A 25391-nucleotide genomic window follows, 5' to 3' on the forward strand; every position below is an offset into this window, starting at 1 on the left:
TACTGATTCCGATGGGCGTGGTCAACCTCTTTCAGGCGGTTTTCTGCTTTCTGGCCCAGCCTTTTATGGCCTTGCTAAGCACCCCCCACCGATTGATCAGCAGTGCCAGGAATATCAGGCCGCAACCGGCAAGTTGTGTGGCGGACATGGATTCACTGAACCAGCCTGCAGCGAACAGCGCGACCCATACCGGCTCCAACACCAGGATCACGACTCCGTGGCTGTGGGTAGCCAGGCTCTGGGCATAGGTCTGCAGCAGGAAACGGCCTGCCGTTCCTACCACGGCACTGGCAATCACCCAGCCGGCGAGAATGCCGGAGAAATTTTCGATAGTCGGTGTCCAGGGTTCCAGCAGCGCTGACTCGGTTAAGGTGACGGTGCCTACGGTGAGTAGCGCAATGGTCGTGAGGGGCAGGGCGGGGACGCGGTGTTTTTCCACGGATTCTCCCCGGCGGTTGATCACCGTGCGCTGGTTGGCCGCGCGGGTATTGAGGGTGAAATACAGCGCAAAGATAAAGGCGGCGATCACGAAGAAAACCTGCCCGATCTCCGGCCGGAATCCGTTCTTGAGCGACAATAGCGCAAGCCCGCCCACCGCGACCGGAATCGCGAACCAGGTGCTGATCGGTTGCGCTTCCTGAAAGATAACCCGGGCAATCACCGGCACGATGACCACGCCAAGGCTGGTCAGGAAGGCGCCTTCGCCTATGTGGGTGACATGAAACAGCCCCATCACCCAGAAGCTCATGGCCACTCCGAATACCAGCCCCACGCCGGCACTGCGCTTGAATTGGTCCAGGCTTAGCCGTGTCAGCGAAGGCCAGGCTATGGCCGCCAATACCGAACCGGCCAACAGGAAACGCAGGGCCATAAACATCAGCGGTGGCATCAGCAATACGGCTTCCTTGGAAAATATCCAGCTAATGGCGGCCATCAAGGTGACAACCACCAGTAACAGGTCGGATTTATGGGTGTTCGAGAGGGGCATTCACAACCGCCATAGAGTGGATAGGCATTAGAAAGACAGCGGCAGAGTTTATCACGGGCGGGTAAAAAATGGCTCTTCCATGAGCCGGTTGGTACTCCTTCAGACGGTTGGGTCCATCTTGGTATTTTTAGTTGTTGAGTGTGTTGTAGACCAGTGTCGACATATCGGTCTGGTCCGAACCGGGTACTTCGATATATCGGTCACCGGACCCCCACCACTGCCACCAGGCGCGCTTGTTGTAGGTGCGACTGGCGAAATCGACACGCAGCCCATTAAGAGTGGTGTCATTCACTACGGGGACTGAAATGTTGCCGGTTTCCGAGCCCAGAACGCCGCTGTGGGAAACGCCCTCGTTCATCAGGATCGGAAAGTGGTTGTAGTACAGGTCCGAGGGCCCATTCTGGCTGGACACCTTGCCCGCCAGGCTCAGGCTGGAGCTACAGGAGTCGATGCCGTTGCTGGTGGTAGCGCCACAGGCCGAGTGGGTTGGTACCACGCCATCATCGGTGCCGGCAATGAACGGCTTGGTGATGCCGCCGTAAGAGGAGCCGCCGGCGACAAATCGCAGTCGCGGAATATTATTGGGGCTGACGGCCAGGTTGCGTGCTGTGTTGGTTTGCAGGTCGTTGACGACACCCAGTTTGCCAGGTTCAGGGGTGATGCCTGTGAACGCACGAACCGCCTGTTTGAGTGGCCAATTGTACCAACTGTCGTTGTAGGCAATGTTCAGGGCCAGGTCGGCCAGCTCCGTACCGCCGCCGGCGCCGGAGTAGTCGATTGCAGCGAGTATTTTCAGCGGCTGCAGTCCGTCGGCCTGAAGCCAGCGGGCCTGATTCTCGAGAAGATAACGGGTGACCAGGTCACCGGTGGAATGGGACACCACGATGCAGAAATCGTTGCACAACCCTTGCTGGCTGATGTCACGCAGTTGCTGATAGGCCTGCTGGGCGATGTTGCCCTCCACGCGGCCATCGCTGCCCCAGTCTACACGGGCGTCGGAGCGGGACAGCCAGAAGGTACGCCAGTAGTCCTCGCCAGCGCTTTTCACTTCATTGAGGTTGGCCGGTGGGTTGGCCAGGTCTTCCTGCTGGAAGCCGTGAACCAGAATCACGTTGTGGCCCCCAAGCTGGGCGTGGGCGGTACCGGCGAACAAACCACCGGCGATGGCAACCGCGAGGGCGGTCTTACAGGCACTTCTCTTTCTTGTTTTCATAAAGGCTCCGTCTTTGTTTTATTGTTGTATCAGAACTTGTCTGCCAGCTTTTGCAGCAGGGCAGCACGTTGCTCTGATTCGGGGTCACCTGCCGGGCTGTCGGTCAATCCGTCCAGGTCCGGTGGCGAAAACGAGTAGCCGTCATCTGGCCCAAAGCCATAGTCGGTGCGGTCTCCGGGCGAGGCCGGCAAACGCCGGATCTGCAGGTTGCGCAGTTCCAGCTTACCGGTAATCTCGCGATGGGCGAGCACCGAGCCATGAGCTTTGAGCTCCAGGGTGTCTGTGGTTCCGTCGAGTCGCTTTTCCGTCTGCAGCTGCGCGAGTGCGCGGCCGTTGTGGTAAAGCTGGGCAGAAAGCGCGTAGAAGCCGGGCTCTTTGGCGTCGAAATGAACCGGTATGATCAGGTCGTTGCTGGTCACCCGTGGGTCACCCAGGCCGTCAAACTCTCCGAGGTCGGGCTCGATGGTTAGGGTCGAAACGTGGCGTACGGGTTTGCCATCAATGGTTGCCTCAACGATCAACCGATACTCTCCGGGCTCTGCATCGGCCTCAATGATGCCTTCATAATAGGGCGCGCCGGCCTCGTTATTGAGAGCAGTGCTGGCAATCGCCTGGCGAGACTCGGGTGACTCCAGGGTTACGTTCAGGCTGGGGCCTACTACCTGAGAGCCGGTAATACTCGCCGCCACCAGAATGTCCTCTTCCTGCACGAAGCGGTATTTCTCAAGCGTGACGGTAAATTGCCCGCCCCCGTCGAGCGGCAGCTCCACAGGGTCGAAACGGTTGCCGGCGTAGGCCCTGGCCTGATCTTCGGAGATCGGAATGGAGTAGGTCGGGTAGCGTATGTTCTGGCTGTATTGGGCGGCGGCACTGGCCAACATGAAGCCAATCGCATTATCAGAGGGTTTCTGCTTCTCCGTCGTTGGCGAATCTACCGGCGCAGGCTTGGAGCGGGTGGTGTCTGTTCCTGAAGGGGGCGGGCTCCGGCCCCCACTTTCCCCGGTTATCCAGGAGAATCGGTCGGCATTGTCGGCCGCCAGCAGATATCCCAGGCCGACGGCACCGGATACGACGAACGTTAGGGCCAAGAGCAACCGCAGTGGCATCTTTGAATCCTTGTTGGAGGCATTCTATGGCGCGAACGCCATTATTTTTGTTGTTGTATTAACATAACGGGCCAAACTGACTTCGCGCAAAAAAATGGCCCGAATGTGTAACAAAATGTGTCCAGTCTGTGATGCCGTTCACACTACCTCATAACCAGCCGGACTCTTTCACGGCTTCCAGGCCGAACCTGAGACGAACGTCATCGCCCACCAGGTCCTGGTCAATGCCGTAGGTCATGCCCCAATTGCTGCGCTTGATGGTGGTTTCGGCGGTGATGCCAAGGGTGTAGTCCTCGTGCCCGATGGGGTATTCGGCTGATTTGTTAAGGGTCACATCCACATCCATCGGGCGGGTTTTGCCCAGCAGGGTCAGGTCACCGGTCACGATACCAGTGTTGTCGCCAGTGGCTTCGAAATTAGTGATCTCAAAGGTGATATCCGGGAAGGTTCCGCTGTTGAGGAAATCCTTATTGCGTAGGTGGCCATCCCGTTTATCGTGATTGGTAAAGACGCTTTTGCTCTTGAACGTCAGTGTCCCGGAAGTGAGCTGTTTGGTCTCCTCGTCGTAGTCAAACTGTCCCTCCACATCCCGGAACATGCCCATCACCGGGGCATAGCCAATGTGGATCACCTCAAACGACATCGAGAAATGCTCATCGTCGATAACGTAGGTTTCCGGCTCGGCCATGGCTACCGGGGCGGATAATGCCAGCGAGGCGGTCAGTGCAGCGGTGGATAGGAACCTTTTCATGCCTTTCTCCCTGTTTGATAAAGCCAGCGCAGGTCTGTAAAAAACGAATAACTCAGAAGTAACAGCGCGATAGCGAGTGTGGCGGACGCGAAGCCGGTCGGCGTTATGGGTAATATGGCAACCATCAGCGTGACTATCTGCCATACACAGACCGTTTTGCGTCGAAAACTGTCGGGCAGTGGTTGGTCCATGAAACGGAACCAGCGGCCAGCGGCTACAAAGGCGTAACGCATCAGCCCCAATGCCAGAACCCATGGGCCGGCTTTGCTCTGGGCCAGGACCGCAACACAGAGCCCCAGGATGAACAGCGCATCCAGTTCCATGTCGAATCGGGCACCGAACGCCGTCGTCGAACGGGTCGCCCTGGCGACAGCGCCATCCACGCCGTCAAGAATCAACGCCAGTAAACACAATGACCCGTACAACCACAGCCAGTTCCCCAACTCGGGAGTGAAGGGTGCCAGGCTGGTCAGGAGTATGACGAGGGAGGCGCGCACCAGGGTTGCCCGGTTGGCCCAGCCAAAGTCCTGTTCTGCGGGCCAGAAACGAATAACAGGTACTGCAATGGCCAGGCAGAGCAACATGGCGATTGCGTAAAAGCTGGCATGGGGGTGGAAACCGATGCCGGCGGCGGCCACCATAAGCGCCGTCAGGCTACCGAACCAGGCAAGATCTGCGGCCAGGGGCATGCGGAACGAGTGAGTGTGGGAATCCATCATTAAACCCCAGCGTAAGAATGAGCGTGCATCCGGCCAAAGCAGGGTGCTACCAAAAACATCGATGCGCCTGTATGCACTATAGCTGGCAAAGCCGCGTGTACTATAGCTTGCGTGTACTATAGTGAGTTACGTGCGCTGTAAGGAAACAGACGATATGACAAACGCATTTTGGGTGACCGGATCCGGGGAAGGGGCCATTCTCCCAGCAACCTATGATCATGTTTCGACCGCCGACCCTGATGGGCCCACCGTGGCGGTTAGGGCACTATACTCCGGCATCAGTCGTGGAACCGAATCGCTGGTATTCAATAACCGTGTGCCACCGTCGGAATACGATTCGATGCGTGCCCCGTTTCAGGAGGGTGATTTTCCCTTCCCGGTCAAATACGGCTATGCCAGCGTCGGCCGTGTTGTGTCAGGCTCCGAGACCATCGTTGGTCAGTCGGTTTTCTGCCTGTTCCCCCATCAGGATCAGTACCAGGTTCCAGCATCCGCCGTTGTCCCCCTTCCTCCCGGCCTTCCGGAATCCAGAGCGGTGTTGGCCGCCAACATGGAAACCGCCGTCAACGGCCTGTGGGATGCCTCACCACGGGTGGGCGAGCGAGTCGCGGTGGTTGGCCTTGGCGTCGTTGGCCTGCTGATCGCCTGGCTTGCCAGTCGCATACCGGGTACCCGCGTTACCGCCGTGGATATCAATCCACAACGTAAGGTGGTCGCGAACTCCCTGGGACTGAACTTCCAGACCCAGTGCCAACAGGACGACCACGATTTGGTCATCCATGCCAGCGGCCACCCGCAAGGTCTTGAAGCCGCACTCGCCCTGGCCGGGCAGGAAGCACGCATTATCGAGATGAGCTGGTATGGCGAGCAGCCTGTGCCGGTATCGCTGGGCCGGGCATTCCACTCCCGTCGGCTGACGATACGGTCGAGCCAGGTCGGCAATCTTCACCCCGAGCAGCGACCGCGTTGGTGCCATCGGGATCGAATGGCGCTGGCCCTGGAGCTGTTGCGGGATGATGTCCTGGACTGTCTGATCAGTGGAGAAACCGCCTTCGGTTCACTGCCGGATGTGATGCCGGCACTTGCTGGAAACGGTGCTGGCGGAATGGCCTCCGACACCCTCTGCCACCGTATTCTATACCCAGACAACTGACTCCATTTTACTTGCATCGAGGATCCACAACGCATGTTCAGCCTTACCGTCAGAGACCACATGATGATCGCCCACAGCTTTAAGGGTGACATCTTCGGCCCCGCCCAGGGCCTGCATGGGGCCACCTACGTGGTTGATGTCACTTTCGAGCGGGAAGCCCTCGACCGCGACGACCTGATCGTCGATATCGGACTCGCGTCCGAGGTGTTGTCGTCGGTGATTGCCGAGTTCAACATGAAGAACCTGGACGACATTGAGGAGTTCGCCAATCGCAACACCACCACCGAATTCATGGCGATGACGGTGTTTGAGCGAATGGCCGCGGCAATCCGCCAGGGGCGGCTGGCTGAAACCGGCAAAGGCCTGTGTTCAATGAAGGTCACCCTTGGCGAATCCCATATTGCCTGGGCCAGCTACCATGGCAAACTCTGAGCCGTTAACGTCGGTGTTGTTCGTGGTTCCGGGGGATCCGGAACAGAAAACCGGGGGTTACCGGTACGTCCAGCGGGTTGTCGCCGGGCTTAGGGAGAACGGCGTGGATGCGCTCGTTGCCGGGCTCTGTGGCAGCTTCCCGGTGCCAGACCGCATGGCGGAGGCATCCATGGACAGGATGCTTGCCGACCTTGCGGATGATTCGGTGGTGGTGCTTGATGGCCTGGCCATGGGCGGACTTCCGGACGTGGTCGCCAGCCATGCATCCCGCTTGCGGGTTGTGTCGCTGGTTCACCACCCCCTGGCGGATGAAACGGGGCTGACTCAAGAAGTGCAGGATTGGCTTTTCCGGGTGGAGCGTCGGGCGCTGTCGAAAGTGGCCGGGGTGATCACGACCAGTGCCCACACCGCGCAACGCCTGAAAGACTACAGCGTACCGGCCACCGCAATCCGTGTGGTTGAGCCGGGCGCCGACACCATAGCTGGCATTGGTGCTGAAACCCAGCCATCAAGGGCCCACGGCCGCACGATTCATCTGCTCTGCGTTGCCCACCTGTCGCCACGCAAGGCCCAGCATCATCTGGTTGACGCGTTAAGCGACCTCCGGGACTATTCATGGCACTGCACCCTGGCAGGCTCATTGGGTCGCGACGAGCACTATGCCCGCGAGCTTCGTGGCATCATTGCGAACCTGGGTCTTGAACATCGGATAAGCCTTGCGGGGGAACTGGACGACACTGAGCTTGCCAGTGCCTATCGTAACGCCGATGTATTCGTGCTGCCTTCCGTTTATGAAGGGTATGGCATGGTGATTGATGAGGCGATAGCTGCGGGCTTGCCGGTGATCACCACCGATGGGGGGGCTCTTTCTACCACAGGCCTGCGGCCTGGCGTTCGGCAGTATCCAGCCGGTGATGTGGCAGAGCTGCGGGCCTGCCTGGAAGACTGGCTGTCAGATCCTGGTGCTCTTGGCGAGGCGGCCACTCAGGCACGACAGGCGTCTTGCTCCCTACGTAGCTGGCAGAGCACCGCCATTGCGTTCCAGCGGGCGTTGGAAGACCTGCTGCCGCCACCGGACCCGACCACCTTTGACAGTGGCTGGCTGGCACTGCGTGAGTCTGCAGATCACCGTGCTCGCAACAAAAGACTGCTCTCGGAGGTGCTGACGTGGGTGGAACAGGACTACTGCCCCCCGGGCGTTCTGAGCGGTCATCACGCACCACCACTACTGGTGGTGGACCTGGGCACGGGCACCGGCTCCAACGCCCGTTACTTGGTGCCTGCCATGACGGTGCCTCAGCGCTGGGTACTGCTGGACCAGGACGAACACCTGCTTGCCCTCGCGGGAGAGAGTCTGCAACACCTTGATGTCCCGCTGGAAACCCATGCCTGTCACTTGAGTGCCACGCGGCTTGCCGGCCAGATTCCGGATGGCACGCGACTGGTCACGGCCTCGGCCCTGATTGACCTGATGTCGGAAGACTGGTTGGAGGCATTGGCGGTAGCCGCCGCCAGACACAATGCCGGCGTGTTTATCGTTCTGAGTTACGCGGGTGACTTTGAGTTGTCGCCGGAAGATCAGGACGACGACTGGATACGCAAGACCGTCAACGAACACCAGCACAGTGACAAGGGGGCTGGCGCCGCGCTCGGGCCATCGGCGACGAACTACCTCAAGCAACAGCTCGAATTGCGTGACTATCAGGTGTCTGTTGCACCAAGCCCGTGGCATCTGACGCCTGCTCAAAGCGCACTTCAACACGCCTTGATCGAAGGCTGGCGGGACGCGGTGATGCAGCAGTCGCCAGGAGAGCGTCAGCGGGCCGAGCGCTGGTTTGGCCTGCGCCTGAAGCAGGCTGATGAGCAGAGCCTGTCAATCCGTGTGAATCATGAAGACCTGTTTGCCCGGCCAGCCAGAAAAGGCGTTGCCTGACGTGCGACGCCTGCCCCAAACCCGTTATCTGCGCTGGGGTTTCACCCTGTTGTTGTTATTGATCACAGGCTACTTCCTGGACCTGACCGTGCTTGGTCGGGAACTGGCGCAGTTCTCATTACTGGCGTTATTGGCTGCAATGGTGGTGTCCGTTGCACAGGTGGTGCTTTCGGCCTGGCGCTGGTGTTACACCGCCCGGCGATTGGGTCTGGTGTTGCCTATGGCCGTTGCCGTGCGGGAATACTACCTTGCGACCTTACTGAATCAGGTGCTTCCTGGTGGCGTGTTGGGCGATGTTAATCGGGCCTGGCGTCACAGTCTCGACTCCGGTGCCCGTCTTGCGTCCGCTCACGCCGTTATGATCGAGAGGCTGTCCGGCCAGTTGGTTATGATAGCGGTGGCGCTTGGCCTGGGTGGTTGGCTCGTTTGGCACCGACACGGAATGCTTGAAGCCCTCTCGGAATATGGCGAACGGGTGCTGTTGTTGCTGGCCGGCCTGGTGGCGATAGTGGTATTGGTTGCCAGCCTTTGGCAGCGTGCGAAGCGTTATGTTCATGCGCTGCGGAGGGATTTGCGCCAAGCTCTGCTGGAGTGGCCGGCCCTTGGTATCCAGATCGTGTCATCCGCCGGCGTGGTAACCAGTTACCTGGCCGTATTCTCACTGTTGGCTCTGGGCGCGGGTTATTGGACTGATCCCCACATGGCGTTGGTCCTGATGTCTCTTTGCAGTCTTCTGCTGTTGGTCATGGCCATTCCTGTGACCGTCGCAGGCTGGGGGGTGCGCGAGGGCGCTGCGGCGTTGCTCTGGCCCATGGCCGGGCTGCCGGCAGAGCAGGGCGTTGCACTCAGTGTTGGCTACGGGTTAGCGGTTCTGTTGTCGAGCCTTCCGGGCGCGCTGTTCGTGTTCACTCGTCGACAGTCGAACGGCTGAAATCCAGATCAAACAGCATATCACTGCCCAAATCCACCATTTGGGCCTTCGGGCGCAGGGCTCTGTCAAGTTTCTTGATTTCCGGCAGTGAAAACGCCGGGCGTCCACTGCCGATGATCATGGGGGCGACCATGACATGCAGCCGGTCGAGCAGGGCCGCATTCAGGAATTCAGATACGGTAAGCCCACCTCCCTCCACAAAAATCTTGCGAAGGCCAAAGTCCGCGAGAACCTCGAGTATATGGGCAGGGTCCGTGGTGTCATCCCGTCCGAGGCAGGGTACATCCGTTACGCCGTGGCGGGGGGCCAGCTTATCGCCAGCATGGTAGTCGCCGGCAACAAGACGAAGCGTGGGGGATGCTTCGTCGCTGAACAGATGATGGCTGTCCGGTACCCGATGGTTGCGATCAATCACCACCCGCACAGGATTGATGCCGGACGTCTTTCGGACTGTCAGCCTGGGGTTGTCGGTGGAGGCGGTTCCGGCGCCGACAATGACCGCTTCTGACACCGCCCGCAGACGGTGCAGGTGGGTAATGCCGTCCTCGCCATTGATGAACTTGGAGGCGCCGGTCACCGTGGCAATGCGTCCGTCCAGGCTCTGCCCCATCTGGCCCACAACCCGTGATCGTACACCCGGGGCGACCGGGCAACACAGAGGCAGGAAAACCGACAGCAGGTTGCGTGCGTCCAGGTCCGCCGGCAGTCGTAGTGCCCATTCGCCGTTCAGGCCAATATCCAGTGCTGGCTTGTCACTTCCCGGCAATGAGAGTGTCACATTGCTGCGATTCACTGCGTCCAGAATCAGCTCCCACGCGGTGTTTTTATCCAGTGCTTTTGCCGCCATACCGAGTTATTTCCGTTGCTAATGGATTCATTATAGGTAGATTGTGTGTAAAGCTATATGTACGTTACATTTCCGGTTTGATTCACTGAAAGTGCCATCAGACCACAAGATTCACCTCGGCAGAGAATACTCCTATGCGGTACCTGCAAACCTTTAACCGCCGCCTGCGGCAGATTCGGGAAGCCGGGCAGTTGTCGTGTGAGGATGTGGCGGAAATGTGCGGAGTGGATGAAGCACGGGTGGTGAGTTGGGAGTCAATGGACGTGAGGCAGCGGGCATGGCCGGGGGTCACCGAGTTACTGGATTTTTGCCTGAAGACGGAAACCCCACTGGAAGACCTGCTGGATCTGGACGACGCCGGGGACACGGGCCAATTGGAGCTTCCGGGCCTGGCGTTCAGCCAGGGTGATGATCTGTCAACGGCCTTGAAAGAACTCGAGCAGGAAATCAGCCGGATTCAACTTTCAGAAGAAGAAATGGAACTGCTGCGCCGGTTTCGGAAAACCTCCGGTGAAAACCGGCGCATGATCCTGCAGATTCTCGGCAAATAGTCGACTACTTACCTTTCTTGTAGATGTTTTCGTAAACGTAGTTGGTCGCATCCACAAATCCGTCAATGCTGCCGCAGTCGAACCGGCGGCCCTTGAACTTGTACGCCAGCACGCAGCCATTTTTTGCCTGCTCCAACAGGGCATCCGTAATCTGAACTTCACCGTTCTTGCCGGGCGGAGTGCGCTCAATGATGTCGAAGATGTCCGGCGTGAGGATGTAACGGCCGATGATTGCCAGGTTACTGGGGGCCTTTTCCGGAGCGGGTTTCTCGACCATATCGGTAATGCGATAGAGCCCGTCTTTCATGGACTCACCCGCAATAACGCCGTACTTATGGGTCTCATCCTCCGGCACTTCTTCAATGGCCACGATGGAGCAGCGAAACTGATTGTAAAGTTTGACCATCTGAGCGAGTACGCCTTCTCCGGCGCCATCAGCCACACAGAAGTCATCCGCCAGTACAACCGCGAATGGGTTGTCGCCGACCAGATTGCGACCGGTGAGGATGGCGTGACCGAGCCCTTTCATTTCATTCTGACGGGTAAAGGCGAAAGAGTTGTTGTCGATCAGCTCCCGGATCGACGTTAACAGGTCTTCCTTGCCTGAACCGGCAATCTGGTGCTCCAGCTCATAGCTGATGTCGAAGTGATCCTCGATGGCCCTTTTGCCACGACCGGTAACGAAACCGAACTCGTGAACCCCCGCTTCTGCAGCTTCCTCCACACCGTATTGAACAAGGGGTTTGTTCACAATGGGCAGGATTTCCTTGGGCATGGCCTTGGTGGCCGGCAGGAAGCGGGTGCCGTAGCCGGCAACAGGGAAGAGACACTTCTTGATCATAACGTTCGTCCTTATTTCGTTTCGGTCACGGCCTGTTTGAGGTCAGTCGTCCGTGTAGGCTGACTCACGAATTGTGCCAAGTGTAACCAAGTTAGTGATCCAAATGGAGGTCTCGGTAGCGAAATGTAGAATTTGGTAATAAGCGGCACCAGTTCCCAACACCTCCCGCTTGTTGAAATCTATAGAAAAAACTTTCAGAGGTGCTTGTAATTATATGTTTTAAATGAAGATTAACTTTGTAAATTTTGGCAACCAGTGATGGATTTAAGGGCGTTAATGCAATACATTCCGCAGTGACGATTTTTTAAGAATAACCGGCACCCTTCTCAACCGGCGGCCGGCGCTCACTGGCAGGATTAGAAACATTGAGACATTCCCTGTTGCTCGCACTGGTTTGGTGCGTTCTCAGCCAGCCCTTGTACGCCCAATCATCCGGTTCCTGGTTGCGTAACGGCTGGAAACCCTATGCCGATAACTTTGAAGGCACCGTGAACGCGTTCCGTGATGAGCGTGAACATTGGCTCAGATCCCGATTGAAGTTTTCCGGCAAAACCTCCCTGAATAGTGATGGAATGGATGGGGACATTGGTGTGTCTGCTGACAGTCTGGTCGGCAGCAGCGATGCTATCGGGTTTCACTATCGCGATGCCCGGTCCCACAAAAACCGCTCGGACGTTAACGCAACATCGTTTCGCTACCGCTTTCCAGCGGGTGCCAACCAAGTGACCGTGGAAACCGGAAGTTCCTACTACAGCCATGCCGTTACCAGTGGTGACAGGCGCTACAATGCCAGCGGCGAGTCCAGTGTGGTGGGCGTCGGGGCCAGTCGGTCGCTGTTTTCAAAGTTTGGTATGGCGTTTGATGGCATTGCCCACCATACCGGTCGCGACAGCCGCACCCTGGAGAAGGGGAGTCTGGTATCGGAGAGTCGCTACGAGTTGTCCTCAGTTGGTCTCAAGGCGCAGGGCGGCCATGAGCTTTGGGATGGCTTGCAGGCCAACACCGGTCTTCTGGCGGTGAGTGGTCGCGAATACAGTTCGACCGATTATCGGTTGCAGGATGATGTCGGTCGCGAAGACGCCTTCTACAAAGTGGCCATGTCCGCGTCGCTGGAACAGGAACTCTATCGGTGGCGCTGGCGGATTCACGGCCGTTACCAGTTCGCTGATGAAGATCTTCCGGTGTCGGAGTATCTGACCGTGGCTGGCCCTTCCATGATTGCCGGTTTTAACGGGCAATCCGTATCAGTTGTTCGGGGTGGCTGGCTGCGCCTGGACACCGCCAGCCCGTCGTGGCAGATGCCGTTTATGGACGGCGTGCTTTCCAGTGTGAACTTCGCGGTGTTGCACGGTTGGGTTCCCTACTCGGAAACCCAGTCCGACCGCCACGGTCGGGCCTCCGCTGGCCAGGTGTCATTGAAGTTCGAGGGCCGGGCGTTCACGGCCAATGTCAGTGTCGGCCGCATGATTCGTGCCTCGACGATGGCAATGACCATGCCCGAACGTCCGGACTTTCGGTTTTCCCTCACCATGGGTATCTGATTGATGGCGAACGACTCTCTAGCTCCCTCCTGATGCCTCTCTGGCCCTCCGTGGCCAACCTGCCTTACGAAGATGTCACTTGAGACGGCGCCGGTCGCAGGTGCTACATTAAAACGTCGATGGACATATTTAAGGTAGGAGCTACATGCATTCAGGGAAACGATGGCTGATCGGCCTGATATTGCCGGGGCTGCTCTACGCCCACGCGGCGGGGGCGCTTGAGTTCAAGGAAATAGTGGACAAGGCCAAAGCGAGGGCCGAAGGTGAGTATCAGCCTCCTCCGTCGGTGCCCGGGTTTCTCAGGAACCTGAGCTACCGAGCCTACCAATCCATACGATTCAATCCGCAAGCCAGCCTTTGGCGGGAAGGGCGCTCCCGGTTCCAGGTGATGATGGTGCCACCGGGGAGCTATTACACCCACACGGTCAAGTTGAATGAGGTGGATGCCGACGGCGTAAAACCCATCCCGTTTGATAAATCCGGGTTCAGTTTCCCTGATCCCGAACTTGCCAAAAGGGTCCCTGCGGATCTGGGCTATTCAGGCTTCAAGCTCACCTACCCGATGGGCGAAGGCGACGAACAGAACCAGTTTCTTGTCTTCGCCGGCGCAAGCTACTTCCGGGGCGTGGGGGCCGATAACCACTTTGGCCTGTCGGCGCGGGGTATCGCGATAGACACCGGGCTGCCCTCCGGCGAGGAGGTGCCATCGTTCGTTGAATTCTGGCTTGAGCGGCCGGGAGGTGGCAGTGAACGTATGCGGGTTTACGGCTTATTGGATGGCCCCAGCGTAACTGGCGCGTACCGTTTCGATATTCAGCCCGGTGCGACCACACGCATCGATGTGACCGCTGAATTGTTCTACCGCAATGCGGTGGATCAGCCGGGCCTGGCGCCGCTGACCTCCATGTTCTACTACGGCGAGAATACCGCCAGACCGCGCGGTGAATGGCGGCCTCAGGTGCACGACTCAAGCGGACTGCTGATTCATGACCAGGGCGCGGGCGAATGGTTGTGGCGCCCTCTGACGAATCCGTCACGCCTTCGGCTCAGCTACCTTCAGGTTGATCGCCTGGCTGGCTTTGGGTTGATGCAGAGGGACACCCAGTTTGATCAGTTTGAGGACGCCGAGGCCCGATACGATAAGCGGCCCAGTGCCTGGGTTGCCCCAAGGCAGGGATGGTCGAACGGCGAGGTCGTATTGGTTGAGATCCCTACCGATGCGGAAACCAACGACAACATCGTTGCCTTCTGGAAACCGAAAGAACCCGTGAAACAGGGTGACCACCGGACATTTGCCTACAGCCTTCTTTTTGGCGACAAGAACGTATCCGGGCAGGATATCGGGCGCGCATTGCAAACGTTTGTCGGAGATGGCAATCGCCCTGGGGGCGGCACGGAAGAAGGTGCCTACCGAATCATTGTTGATTTTGCGGGAGGGCCGCTGGACGACCTCAAGCCCAACGCTGCCATCGTCAGTAAGGTCAGTGAAGGAAGCGGAAACAGCGATGCCGTTGAGATTATAGAGCATTTCGTTGAATACGTTGAGGCGGATGGCACCTGGCGCCTGTCGATGCTGGTTCGCCCCGTTGGTGAAAAGGCCCCGGTCCTCCGAGGACAACTCCTGCTTGAAAACAAGCCGTTGACCGAGACCTGGACCTATTCCATAGGTCCGGATTCCGGGCTTGGCCAGAAACAATAGAGCGGGGACGTGTTCATGCCGGAAACCTTATGCCAGCAGGCGATCGAGAGGGTCATGACCTATCTGCAAGACGATGGCGTGGAACTGGACGCGGAAACCTGTCGACAGGTGTTGCGTTTGGTTGACAGCGCCATGACGGACGGTGGTGGGCCTGACTTGCCCGCCCGGTGCATTGAACTCGTGCCGGACTACTTCAACCTGCCGGGAATGAACATCCCGGCGCCGATTCCACCCCTCATGCGCGGCCACCTAGGGTACTACCCCCATGACTGAAGTCGTTAATGAGACCCCCGGCGATCGCTCGGGAACCTGGCGACGTACCGCCACAGTGCGTCGTTTTTTCCTGACACTGTTTGTGGTTGGGCAAACCGTTGTTGCCAGTTACTTCCTGCTCTGGATTCTGCCGTATCACGGCGGAACATGGGTTGAGCTCGGCCTGCTTGCGCTTTTTATCCTTCTTTATATGTGGATTGCTGTGGGATTCTGGACGGCCGTGTTTGGCTTTGTGCTCAGGCTGACAGGTGGTGATCGTCACAGTCTTCTCAAGCGCCATCCGGAGTCGGAACTGGAAAACACGGCGCTGGCGAAAACCGCCATCGTTATGCCGATCTACCATGAGCCCGTGCAATGGACTCTCAGTGGGTTGAAAGCGGTCTACCAGGACATTGAACGGACAGGGCACCTGGACCGCTTTGAATTCCATATTATCTCCGACAGCAGGGACCCAAACGTCTGGCTACAGGAACAGGCCGAGTGGCACCGTTTATGCGAAGAACTCGGGGCTGAGGGCCGGCTGTTCTATCGTCGGCGGCGCGTCAATCTCAATTTCAAAAGCGGCAACGTTGCGGATTTTTTGCGGCGTTGGGGCCGCCGCTACCGCTATATGGTTGTGCTGGATGCCGACAGCCTGCTGAGCGCGGGAACCATCGTGAAAATGGTGCAACTGATGGAGCGGGAGCCCAACGTGGGTATCCTGCAGACCGCACCCACCATCATCAACGGCGAGTCTCTGTTTGCCAGGGTTCAGCAATTCGCGAACCGCCTTTATTCGTCGTTATTTGCCACTGGCCTGGCAGCCATACAGATGGGAGACGCCGCTTTCTGGGGCCACAACGCCATTCTGCGTGTTGAGCCTTTCATGGCGCACTGCGGTCTGCGCAAACTGCGGGGCTTTGGGCTTTTTCGCGGGCCCATCATGAGTCACGATTTTGTGGAAGCGGCCTATATGGGCCGCGCCGGTTATGAGGTGTGGCTTGAGCCTGAGCTTGGCAACAGTTTTGAAGAATCTCCACCCACCATTTCGGATGAGCTCTCCCGGGACAATCGCTGGTCCAGGGGCAATCTGCAGCATCTCTGGATTCTGCTGTTCGGGCGGAAGTTGCGCCTGGCTCACCGCATGGCGCTGCTTAACGGCATCATGGCGTACCTGGCGTCGCCACTCTGGTTGGCGTTTCTGATTCTGACGACCGTTGAAGCCGTGCAAATGACGGTTGCCAGCATCAACTATTTCCCGGAAGGGCATCAGGGGCTATTCCCCCTATGGCCGGAGTGGCGGCCGGAGTGGGCTATCGGGCTGGCGTTGAGCACCCTGTCGCTGTTGTTCCTGCCAAAGTTCCTGGCCATCTTTGACGCTGTGATCCACGGCTTTGTGCGGGGCTTCGGGGGCGTCTGGCGGCTATTTCTCAGTGTGTTACTGGAAATTGTTGTGTCCGTCCTGCTGGCTCCGGTCAGGATGATGGCCCATAGCCGATATGTCCTTGGCGCTCTTCTTAATGTCTCTTTGTCCTGGGCAGGGCAGAACCGTACCGAAGAAACGACATGGCGGGACGCTTTTCTGACCCAGTTTCCCGGCATGCTTGTGGGGGCGGGTTGGTCCGCTTTCGCCTGGAGCCTGGACCCCATGTTTTTTCTCTGGTCCCTGCCCGTAGCGGTGCCACTTGTGTTGGCGGCCCCGACATCGGTGGTGCTCAGTCGCGTAGGTCTCGGCCGGGCGTTCCGAAAAAAAGGGCTTCTGGTAATACCGGAAGAGCTTACGCCGGTCGCGGTGTTAAACGACGCCAGACGCGCTAGGGCCGTGACTGATGAGGTTCCGGTGATTACCGCCGTGGAAGCCGCCGTGATCCGGCCCCGATTGAACCAGCTTCACCTTGCCCTGGCGCGCACAGATCGCCACCCCAGAAGGGCAGCGTTGCTGGCGCCATTGGTGCAACGACTCGCTGACAAAGGGCCGGATTCATTGTCCCGGAGCGAACTCAGCCAGGTGTTCTGTGACCGCACGGCGCTGGCGGAGCTGCACCGGCTTGCCTGGCGCTCAGCGCCGGACAGTTTCTGGGGGCGGCGAATAGCGAGTCTTGGCAAGACAGAACCTGACGAGTAAAGCGCTTCAACATAAGACGGGAGCATGACATGGACAGACGCACACTGATCAAAACCTTCGTCAGTCTGGCGGGAGCCCAGGCATTGCCCCTCTCGGCATTGATGTACAGTGGTTCCAGCGTGGCGGGCGAGGTTGGTGAGCCCAAGCCATTCAGTTACGCCTGGTTAAAAGGCCACGCGCGGGCATTGGCCGGCGAACCCTGGGTGTCACATGAAGGGGAGTTGCCCGGCTCGTTAAAGGACCTGTCCTGGGACGATTACCAGGCGATCGGGTTTCGCGCCGACGAAGCGCTATGGCGTAATGACGACAATGCGTTCCAGGTGCAGCTTTTCCATCTTGGTCTCTACTTCAAAACCCCAGTGCGAATCCACGAAGTGGAGGATGGCGAAGCCCGGGAGCTGGCGTACAAGCCGGAATACTTCCGTTATGAGGGAGAGCAACCCCTGGGAACGCTGCCGGAGGATCTTGGCTATGCCGGTTTCCGTGTGCACTTCCACACGGATTACGGGCGCGACCTGGCCGCCTTCCTTGGTGCCAGCTACTTCCGGGCGGTGGGGTCGGAGATGCAATATGGGCTTTCCGCCAGGGGCCTGGCGATTGACACCGCACTGGAAACTGGGGAAGAGTTTCCCCAGTTTTCAGCCTTCTGGCTGGAGAAGCCGAAACCGGGTAGCCAGAACATGGTGGTCTATGCGCTTCTGGATTCACCCAGCACGACCGGTGCCTATGCCTTTACGTTGACCCCTGGCCGGAACATGGTGATGAGCGTGGATGCGGCGCTATACCCGAGGAAACCTATTCAGCGGGTAGGGATCGCGCCACTGACCAGCATGTACCAGACCGGTGAGAACGATCGCCGCATGGCCTATGACTGGCGCCCGGAGATTCACGATTCCGACGGCTTGTCGATTATGAACGGCCAGGGCGAATGGCTGTGGCGGCCACTGGTCAATCCTCGGTCGCTCCGGGTAAACACCTTTGTAGACAATAACCCTCGTGGGTTTGGCCTGCTGCAGCGGGACCGACGGTTTGCCAACTACCAGGACGACGGCGTGTTCTACGAGAAACGTCCGAGCGCCTGGGTTACGCCCCACGACGATTGGGGTAAGGGCAGTGTGATGCTGGTGGAGATTCCCACCAAGGACGAGACGTTCGACAATATCGTTGCCTTCTGGCACCCCGAGAAGCCCCTGGAGCCGGGGCAGGAACATCTCTATTCCTACACCCTGTCATGGGGGGCGGAGCCACCAATGGAGCCAGAGGAACTGGCCACAGTTCAGGCAACGCGTACGGGATTGGGTGGTGTTGTCGGGCAGGAGAGAAAATACTTCTCCTGGCGGTTTGCCGTGGACTTTGCCGGCGGCGCGTTGCCGCTGGTGGGGGACGATGCGGAAGTAGAGCCGGTGATAACGGCCAGCCGCGGAGAGGTGGAAATCACCTCTGCACGGCCACTGGACTCCATTGGTGGTTATCGGGCGATGTTTGACCTCGTGCCCGACGACTCCCTGGAACCGATTGACCTGCGCCTTCAGCTCAAACTGGGCAATCAGGTGCTTACCGAAACCTGGCTGTATCAGTACACGCCGCCTCCCAAGGATGAGCGCACGCTCTATTAGCCTCGCCTCTGAGTGATGAAGCCTGTCTCTCTGTCAACAATGAAGCTCCCGGGGTAACCCGGGATTGTTGACAATAATCGAGTTAGGGCGTAAATTTCCGGTCAATCCAGTCACTATTGTTGACAAAATATGCCGGAAGCTATCGCCCAAACCTATACTCGTGCCGATGAAGCCTTCGATTGTCTGCAAACGGCCATCGTGAAAGGGGACCTTGTCCCCGGCGAAAAGATCGGCGAAGTCGAGCTCTGCTCCCGCTTCAATCTCACCCGTGGCCCGCTGCGCGAGGCGCTTGGGCGCCTTGAATCCCGAGGGCTGTTGGTGCGCCGGCCCCACGCCGGGGTAAAAGTGGTTTCCGTCAGCGCTGATGAACTCATGGAGCTCTACCGCATTCGCGAAACCATGGAGGGCCTGGCCGCCCGCCAGGCCGCCGAGCGGATGACCGATCAGGAAATCGCTGATCTGTCCGCCACCCTCGATAGCCATGAGCGAATGATCGAACAGGCTCAGGGCCAGGCCTACTACCAGGCGGAAGGTGACTACGACTTCCATCACCGTATTGCCACCGGCAGCCGCAACACCAAACTAGCGCAAATGCTGCTGGGTGATCTTTACTATATGGTCCGGATGTACCGTTACCGCTTGAGCACATCGTCCGGGCGCCCTCACATGGCGCTGGGAGAGCATCGCAGGATTGTTGAAGCCATCGCCCAACGTGACGGCGAGTTGGCGGAATTCCTGATGAAGCGACACATCCATGCGGCCCGCAAAAACATCGAGAAAAAGATCCAGCAAGGCGAACTAACGATCTAGGTCCTTCACTCCAAACAACGAGGTTACTCATGTCCAAAACACTATCCCCAGGTGCGCGCTTTCGCAAAGCCCTGAAAGAAAACCACCCCTTACAGATCGTCGGCACCATCAACGCCTATACTGCGATGATGGCCGAGAAGGTCGGTCACCAGGCCATCTACCTGTCTGGCGGCGGCGTCGCCAATGCTTCCTATGGTTTGCCGGATCTGGGCATGACCACCCTGAATGATGTCGTTGAAGATGTCCGCCGCATCACTGCGGCTACCGACGTACCACTGCTGGTCGATATTGATACCGGTTGGGGCGGGGCCTTCAACATTGCTCGCACAATTCGTGAAATGGAACGCGCTGGCGCTGCAGCGGTTCATATTGAAGATCAGGTTGCCCAGAAGCGCTGTGGTCACCGACCGAACAAGGAAATTGTCTCGCAGGAAGAAATGGTGGATCGCATCAAGGCCGCCGTGGATGCCCGTCAAGACGATGACTTTTTCATCATGGCCCGTACCGACGCGTTCCAGAAAGAAGGCCTGGACGCCGCGATCGAGCGTGCAAAGGCTTGCATAGAGGCGGGCGCCGACGGCATTTTCGCCGAAGCGGTGACCGAGTTGGAACACTACAAGGCCTTCTCTGAAGCCCTGGACGTGCCGGTGCTGGCCAATATTACCGAGTTCGGCGCCACGCCGTTGTACAATCGCAAGGAGCTTGCGGAAGCCGGCGCCGGTATGGTGCTGTATCCATTGAGTGCCTTTCGCGCCATGAACAAGGCCGCATTAACGGTTTACGAAAACATCCTCGAGAAAGGTGACCAGAAAGACGTGGTTGATCTTATGCAAACGCGGATGGAATTGTACGATTTCCTGAACTACCACGATTTCGAACAGAAGCTGGACGAGCTTTTCCAGCAGAAGAAGGGTTAATCAAAATCCAAACATTGATGAGGGGGAAAACCATGGCTGAAGCAAAAAAACTCGGAGGCGCAGGTCTTCGCGGCCAGGTGGCTGGCGTTACGTCACTGTGTACTGTTGGCCAGTCCGGCGCCGGCCTGACCTATCGTGGCTATGACATCAGCGATCTGGCGGACCACGCCCAATTTGAGGAAGTGGCTTACCTGCTGTTGCGCGGCAAGCTGCCTAACCGGCAGGAGCTTGAGGACTACAAGAAAAAGCTTGTAAGTATGCGTGAGCTACCATACGCCGTGAAATCCGTACTGGAGCACATTCCCAAAGACGCTCACCCCATGGACGTCATGCGCACCGGCTGCTCCATGCTGGGCAACCTGGAAACCGAGACCGACTTCAGCCAGCAGGACGACAAAATCGACCGCATGCTGGCTCTGTTCCCGGCCATCATCACCTACTGGTACCGCTTCGCCCATGAAGGCGTGCGTATCGATACCGCCAGCGACGTGGATTCCATTGGTGGTCATTTCCTGGAACTGCTTCACGGCAAGAAGCCCAGCGAACTGCATGAGCGGGTTATGAACGTGTCGCTGATTCTGTATGCAGAGCATGAGTTCAACGCCTCTACGTTCACGGCTCGTGTGTGTGCTTCCACCCTGTCGGATATCCATAGCTGCGTGACCGGTGCTATTGGCACCCTGCGCGGACCGCTTCACGGTGGTGCGAATGAAGCAGCCATGGCGCTGATCCAGAAGTTCCAGACTCCGGACGAAGCCGAGAAAGGCCTGCTGGGTATGTTGGAGCGCAAAGAGAAGATTATGGGCTTCGGCCACGCGATCTACCGGGAGTCTGATCCCCGTAACGCCATCATCAAGAAATGGTCCGAGGAGCTCGCCAAGGAAGTGGGTGATACCGTTCTGTACCCGGTATCGGTTCGTTGTGAGGACGTCATGTGGCGCGAGAAGAAGCTGTTCTGCAACGCCGACTTCTTCCATGCCTCCGCCTATCACTTCATGGGCATCCCAACCGAGTTGTTTACCCCCATCTTCGTGATGTCGCGAGTATCTGGTTGGACCGCCCACGTGAAAGAGCAGCGTGAGAACAACCGCATCATCCGCCCAAGTGCCGACTACGATGGCCCGGCGGATTCGAAGTGGGTGCCGATCGACGAGCGGCCATAATCCGATAAACCAGAATTTGAGTACCGCCCATGAACACTGATTATCGCAAACCACTCCCGGGCACCGACCTGGAGTATTTCGACACCCGTCAGGCCGTGGAAGACATCCAGCCTGGCGCCTACGACAAACTGCCGTACACCTCCAAGATCCTGGCGGAGCAGTTGGTTCGTCGTTGTGATCCATCGGCACTGACGGATTCCCTCAAGCAGCTGATCGAACGCAAACGGGACCTGGATTTTCCCTGGTACCCGGCCCGCGTGGTCTGCCATGACATCCTCGGCCAGACGGCCCTGGTGGATCTGGCTGGCCTGAGGGACGCCATCAAGGAAAAAGGGGGAGATCCCGCAAAGGTCAATCCGGTGGTGCCCACCCAGTTGATCGTGGATCACTCGCTGGCCGTTGAGCACGCCGGTTTCGAGAAAGACGCGTTTGAGAAAAACCGCGCGGTTGAAGATCGCCGCAACGACGACCGCTTCCACTTCATCAACTGGACCAAGACCGCGTTCAAGAACGTGGATGTGATCCCTCCCGGCAACGGCATCATGCACCAGATCAACCTGGAGAAGATGTCGCCGGTGGTTCAGAATCGGGACGGTATTGCGTATCCGGACACCTGTGTTGGAACCGACAGCCACACGCCGATGGTCGACGCCCTCGGTGTTATCTCAGTGGGCGTGGGCGGCCTCGAAGCCGAAAGCGTGATGCTGGGCCGCGCCTCCATGATGCGCCTGCCAGACATCGTGGGTGTGGAGCTCACGGGCAAGCTGCAACCGGGCATCACTGGTACCGACATGGTGCTGGCCATCACTGAGTTCCTGCGTAAGGAAAGGGTGGTGGGTGCCTATCTGGAATTCTACGGCGAAGGCGCCGACAGCCTCACCGTGGGCGACCGGGCCACCATCTCCAACATGACCCCAGAATACGGCGCCACGGCGGCAATGTTCTATATCGACGGCCAGACCATCGATTACCTCAAACTGACGGGCCGTGAAGACGACCAAGTCGCCCTGGTGGAGAAATACGCCAAAGAGACTGGCCTGTGGGCCGACAGCATGAAGAGTGCCGAATACGAGCGGGTGCTGACGTTTGACCTGTCCAAGGTGCACCGTACGCTGGCGGGCCCGTCCAACCCCCACGCGCATCTTCCGACCTCCGAACTGGCCGAGCGCGGTGTCGCCGGCAAGTGGGAGAAGGAAGAGGGCAAGATGCCGGACGGCGCGTGCATCATCGCTGCGATTACCAGTTGCACGAATACCAGTAACCCCCGCAATATGGTGGCCGCAGGCCTGATCGCCCGTAACGCAAACAAACTGGGCCTGACTCGCAAGCCCTGGGTAAAGACCTCCCTGGCGCCGGGCTCCAAGACGGTAAAAATGTATCTGGAAGAAGCCAGCCTGATGTCCGAGCTGGAAGAACTCGGCTTCGGCGTAGTGGCTTTCGCCTGCACCACCTGTAATGGCATGAGTGGCGCACTGGACCCGAAGATCCAGAAGGAAATTGTTGATCGGGACCTGTATTCCACCGCCGTGCTCTCGGGCAACCGAAACTTTGACGGCCGCATTCACCCCTACGCCAAGCAGGCTTTCCTGGCATCACCGCCGCTTGTGGTGGCGTATGCGATTGCAGGCACCATCCGCTTCGACATCGAGAAAGATGCCCTGGGTCACGACAAGGATGGCAACCCTATCACCCTGAAGGACATCTGGCCGGATGATGCGGAAATTGATGCCATCGTGAAGTCCAGCGTGAAGCCGGAGCAATTCCGCAGCACATACATTCCGATGTTCGACATCACCCGGGATGCGCATGCCAACACCAACCCGAACTACGACTGGCGCCCCCAGAGTACTTACATTCGCCGCCCGCCGTACTGGGAAGGTGGCATGGTCGGTGAGAAAACCCTCAAGGGAATGCGCCCGCTGGCGGTGTTGCCGGACAACATCACCACCGACCACCTGTCGCCGTCCAACGCGATCCTGATGGACAGCGCAGCCGGTGAATACCTGCATAAAATGGGTGTGCCGGAGGAGGACTTCAACTCCTACGCCACCCATCGGGGCGATCACCTGACGGCACAGCGTGCTACCTTCGCCAACCCGAAACTGTTCAATGAAATGGTGCGGGACGAGAGCGGCAAAGTGAAACAGGGCTCGTTGGCGAGAGTCGAGCCGGAAGGCAAGGTGACCCGTATGTGGGAAGCCATCGAAACATACATGGAGCGGAAGCAGCCACTGATCATCATCGCTGGCGCCGACTATGGTCAGGGTTCCTCCCGTGACTGGGCAGCCAAGGGTGTGGCCCTGGCGGGTGTGGAAGCCATTGTTGCCGAAGGCTTTGAGCGGATTCACCGCACCAACCTCGTCGGCATGGGCGTTATGCCTCTGCAGTTCGAGGAAGGCACCACGCGGCAAACCCTGGGTATTGATGGTACCGAAACCTACGACGTGGAAGGCACCGCTGGTCCTCGTGCAGAACTCACGCTGGTTATCCACCGCAAGAACGGCAGCACCGAACGTGTTCCTGTCATCTGCCGTCTGGATACAGCGGAAGAGGTGTCTATTTATAGCGCCGGTGGTGTGCTTCAGCGCTTTGCCGAGGACTTCCTGCAATCGGAGGGCGCCGCATGACCCAGGCGCCCCAGATCAAAGTCCCCGCCACCTACATGCGTGGTGGCACCAGCAAGGGCGTGTTCTTTCGGTTGAAGGATCTGCCGGAAGCGGCACAAGTCCCGGGCAAAGCCCGGGATAACCTCCTGCTGCGTGTGATCGGCAGCCCGGACCCTTACCAGAAGCAGATCGACGGCATGGGCGGTGCTACCTCCAGCACCAGCAAGACCGTGATCCTGGCCGAGCCGACACAACCGAACCACGACGTGGACTACCTCTTTGGCCAGGTATCCATCGACAAGCCCTTTGTAGACTGGAGCGGGAATTGCGGCAACCTGACCGCCGCCGTCGGCGCATTTGCCATCAATGGCGGTTTTGTTGCTAAAGAGCGCATTCCGGAGAATGGCATTGCCACGGTTCGCATCTGGCAGGCCAATATCCGGAAAACCATCGTAGCCCGCATTCCCATCACCAATGGAGAGGTGCAGGAAACCGGTGATTTCGAACTGGACGGCGTGACCTTCCCGGCTGCCGAAGTGCAGGTGGAATTCATGGACCCCGCCGATGGCGAAGGCGCCATGTTCCCCACCGGCAACCTGGTGGACGACCTGGAAGTACCCGGTGTCGGCACCCTCAAGGCCACCATGATCAATGCCGGCATTCCCACCATTTTCCTGAATGCAGACGACATTGGCTACAAGGGCTCGGAGCTGCAGGATGACATCAACGGCAATCCCGAAGCCCTCGCGATGTTCGAAAATATCCGCGCCCACGGTGCCGTCAAAATGGGACTGATTCAGTCCGTGGAAGAGGCCGCCAACCGCCAGCACACGCCCAAGGTGGCGTTTGTGGCAAAACCGTCTGACTATGTGTCTTCCAGTGGCAAAGCCATTGGGGCAGGAGATGTGGATGTGCTGGTACGAGCCCTTTCCATGGGTAAGCTCCATCACGCAATGATGGGGACTGCCGCCGTTGCGATTGCCACCGCAGCTGCCGTACCGGGAACCCTGGTTAACTTAGCCGCTGGCGGCGGTGACAGAACCTCCGTGACCTTCGGTCACCCATCCGGCACTTTGCAGGTTGGTGCAGAAGCCAGCCAGGTCAACGGCCAGTGGGCAGCCACCAAAGCCATCATGAGCCGCAGTGCGCGAGTGCTTATGGAAGGCTGGGTAAGGGTGCCCTTGATCTAATTGTGAC

At 58.5% G+C, this 25391-nt stretch carries 22 protein-coding genes; 15 read left to right on the forward strand and 7 right to left on the reverse strand.

The window, feature by feature from the left end:
- Nucleotides 1-31 precede the first annotated feature (31 nt).
- The 5 genes from MDG893_RS04230 to MDG893_RS04250 form a co-directional block, all read right to left on the reverse strand.
- Complete coding sequence (locus tag MDG893_RS04230) at nucleotides 32-988, reverse strand: DMT family transporter (RefSeq protein WP_007152486.1); 957 nt, start codon at nucleotides 986-988, stop codon at nucleotides 32-34.
- Between the two features lie 127 nt (nucleotides 989-1115).
- Nucleotides 1116-2201 (reverse strand): hypothetical protein, encoded by a 1086-nt coding sequence (locus MDG893_RS04235; protein ID WP_007152487.1) that lies wholly within the window; start codon nucleotides 2199-2201, stop codon nucleotides 1116-1118.
- A gap of 29 nt (nucleotides 2202-2230) precedes the next feature.
- Nucleotides 2231-3307, reverse strand: a complete 1077-nt coding sequence (locus MDG893_RS04240; protein ID WP_007152488.1) for a hypothetical protein — start codon at nucleotides 3305-3307, stop codon at nucleotides 2231-2233.
- A 148-nt stretch (nucleotides 3308-3455) separates the two neighbouring features.
- Complete coding sequence (locus tag MDG893_RS04245; RefSeq protein ID WP_007152489.1) at nucleotides 3456-4058, reverse strand: YceI family protein; 603 nt, start codon at nucleotides 4056-4058, stop codon at nucleotides 3456-3458.
- Nucleotides 4055-4774 (reverse strand): CDP-alcohol phosphatidyltransferase family protein, encoded by a 720-nt coding sequence (locus MDG893_RS04250; protein ID WP_157132763.1) that lies wholly within the window; start codon nucleotides 4772-4774, stop codon nucleotides 4055-4057. The genes MDG893_RS04245 and MDG893_RS04250 overlap by 4 nt, the downstream gene beginning before the upstream one ends.
- Nucleotides 4775-4931: 157 nt before the next feature.
- Between MDG893_RS04250 and MDG893_RS04255 the strand changes: the two genes are divergently transcribed.
- The 4 genes from MDG893_RS04255 to MDG893_RS04270 are packed head-to-tail and all read left to right on the forward strand — an operon-like array spanning nucleotide 4932 to nucleotide 9226.
- Nucleotides 4932-5930 (forward strand): zinc-dependent alcohol dehydrogenase, encoded by a 999-nt coding sequence (locus MDG893_RS04255; RefSeq protein ID WP_007152491.1) that lies wholly within the window; start codon nucleotides 4932-4934, stop codon nucleotides 5928-5930.
- A gap of 33 nt (nucleotides 5931-5963) precedes the next feature.
- Nucleotides 5964-6362, forward strand: a complete 399-nt coding sequence (locus MDG893_RS04260) for a 6-pyruvoyl trahydropterin synthase family protein (RefSeq protein ID WP_007152492.1) — start codon at nucleotides 5964-5966, stop codon at nucleotides 6360-6362.
- Nucleotides 6349-8295, forward strand: coding sequence for a glycosyltransferase (locus tag MDG893_RS04265; protein WP_007152493.1), 1947 nt, complete (start codon nucleotides 6349-6351; stop codon nucleotides 8293-8295). Before MDG893_RS04260 ends, MDG893_RS04265 begins: the two co-directional genes overlap by 14 nt.
- Nucleotides 8252-9226 (forward strand): lysylphosphatidylglycerol synthase transmembrane domain-containing protein, encoded by a 975-nt coding sequence (locus MDG893_RS04270; RefSeq protein WP_157132752.1) that lies wholly within the window; start codon nucleotides 8252-8254, stop codon nucleotides 9224-9226. The genes MDG893_RS04265 and MDG893_RS04270 overlap by 44 nt, the downstream gene beginning before the upstream one ends.
- On the opposite strand, the gene MDG893_RS04275 is transcribed toward MDG893_RS04270, so the two are convergent.
- Nucleotides 9201-10073: a RibD family protein gene (locus MDG893_RS04275; RefSeq protein WP_007152495.1), complete on the reverse strand. Its 873-nt coding sequence runs from the start codon at nucleotides 10071-10073 to the stop codon at nucleotides 9201-9203. The genes MDG893_RS04270 and MDG893_RS04275 overlap by 26 nt on opposite strands.
- Before the next feature lie 134 nt (nucleotides 10074-10207).
- Here MDG893_RS04275 and MDG893_RS04280 point away from each other — a divergent pair, with 134 nt between their 5' ends.
- A complete protein-coding gene (locus tag MDG893_RS04280) occupies nucleotides 10208-10624 on the forward strand; it encodes a helix-turn-helix domain-containing protein (RefSeq protein ID WP_007152496.1) in 417 nt (138 codons plus the stop codon).
- A 4-nt stretch (nucleotides 10625-10628) separates the two neighbouring features.
- On the opposite strand, the gene galU is transcribed toward MDG893_RS04280, so the two are convergent.
- Entirely contained in the window at nucleotides 10629-11465 is an 837-nt protein-coding gene (galU, locus tag MDG893_RS04285; RefSeq protein ID WP_007152497.1) for a UTP--glucose-1-phosphate uridylyltransferase GalU, read from the reverse strand.
- A 365-nt stretch (nucleotides 11466-11830) separates the two neighbouring features.
- Between galU and MDG893_RS04290 the strand changes: the two genes are divergently transcribed.
- The 10 genes from MDG893_RS04290 (at nucleotide 11831) to prpF (ending at nucleotide 25384) form a co-directional block, all read left to right on the forward strand.
- Nucleotides 11831-13006, forward strand: coding sequence for a ShlB/FhaC/HecB family hemolysin secretion/activation protein (locus MDG893_RS04290; RefSeq protein WP_007152498.1), 1176 nt, complete (start codon nucleotides 11831-11833; stop codon nucleotides 13004-13006).
- 145 nt (nucleotides 13007-13151) lie between these two features.
- Nucleotides 13152-14705 (forward strand): glucan biosynthesis protein G, encoded by a 1554-nt coding sequence (locus tag MDG893_RS04295; RefSeq protein ID WP_007152499.1) that lies wholly within the window; start codon nucleotides 13152-13154, stop codon nucleotides 14703-14705.
- 15 nt (nucleotides 14706-14720) lie between these two features.
- Nucleotides 14721-14978 (forward strand): hypothetical protein, encoded by a 258-nt coding sequence (locus MDG893_RS04300; protein WP_007152500.1) that lies wholly within the window; start codon nucleotides 14721-14723, stop codon nucleotides 14976-14978.
- A complete protein-coding gene (gene mdoH / locus MDG893_RS04305; protein ID WP_007152501.1) occupies nucleotides 14971-17082 on the forward strand; it encodes a glucans biosynthesis glucosyltransferase MdoH in 2112 nt (703 codons plus the stop codon). Before MDG893_RS04300 ends, mdoH begins: the two co-directional genes overlap by 8 nt.
- 29 nt (nucleotides 17083-17111) lie before the next feature.
- Complete coding sequence (locus MDG893_RS04310) at nucleotides 17112-18698, forward strand: OpgD/OpgG family glucan biosynthesis protein (protein WP_007152502.1); 1587 nt, start codon at nucleotides 17112-17114, stop codon at nucleotides 18696-18698.
- A gap of 129 nt (nucleotides 18699-18827) precedes the next feature.
- The gene (locus MDG893_RS04315) at nucleotides 18828-19508 is read left to right on the forward strand and encodes a GntR family transcriptional regulator (protein WP_007152503.1); all 681 of its coding nucleotides are present in this window, start codon (nucleotides 18828-18830) and stop codon (nucleotides 19506-19508) included.
- Nucleotides 19509-19537: 29 nt separating this feature from the next.
- Nucleotides 19538-20425, forward strand: a complete 888-nt coding sequence (prpB, locus tag MDG893_RS04320) for a methylisocitrate lyase (protein WP_007152504.1) — start codon at nucleotides 19538-19540, stop codon at nucleotides 20423-20425.
- Nucleotides 20426-20457: 32 nt separating this feature from the next.
- Entirely contained in the window at nucleotides 20458-21588 is a 1131-nt protein-coding gene (gene prpC / locus MDG893_RS04325) for a bifunctional 2-methylcitrate synthase/citrate synthase (protein ID WP_007152505.1), read from the forward strand.
- Between the two features lie 29 nt (nucleotides 21589-21617).
- Nucleotides 21618-24215 (forward strand): Fe/S-dependent 2-methylisocitrate dehydratase AcnD, encoded by a 2598-nt coding sequence (gene acnD / locus MDG893_RS04330; protein WP_007152506.1) that lies wholly within the window; start codon nucleotides 21618-21620, stop codon nucleotides 24213-24215.
- Nucleotides 24212-25384, forward strand: a complete 1173-nt coding sequence (prpF, locus tag MDG893_RS04335) for a 2-methylaconitate cis-trans isomerase PrpF (protein ID WP_007152507.1) — start codon at nucleotides 24212-24214, stop codon at nucleotides 25382-25384. The genes acnD and prpF overlap by 4 nt, the downstream gene beginning before the upstream one ends.
- The last annotated feature ends 7 nt before the right edge of the window (nucleotides 25385-25391 follow it).

Source organism: Marinobacter algicola DG893 (assembly GCF_000170835.1).
Classification (GTDB): Bacteria; Pseudomonadota; Gammaproteobacteria; order Pseudomonadales; family Oleiphilaceae; genus Marinobacter; species Marinobacter algicola.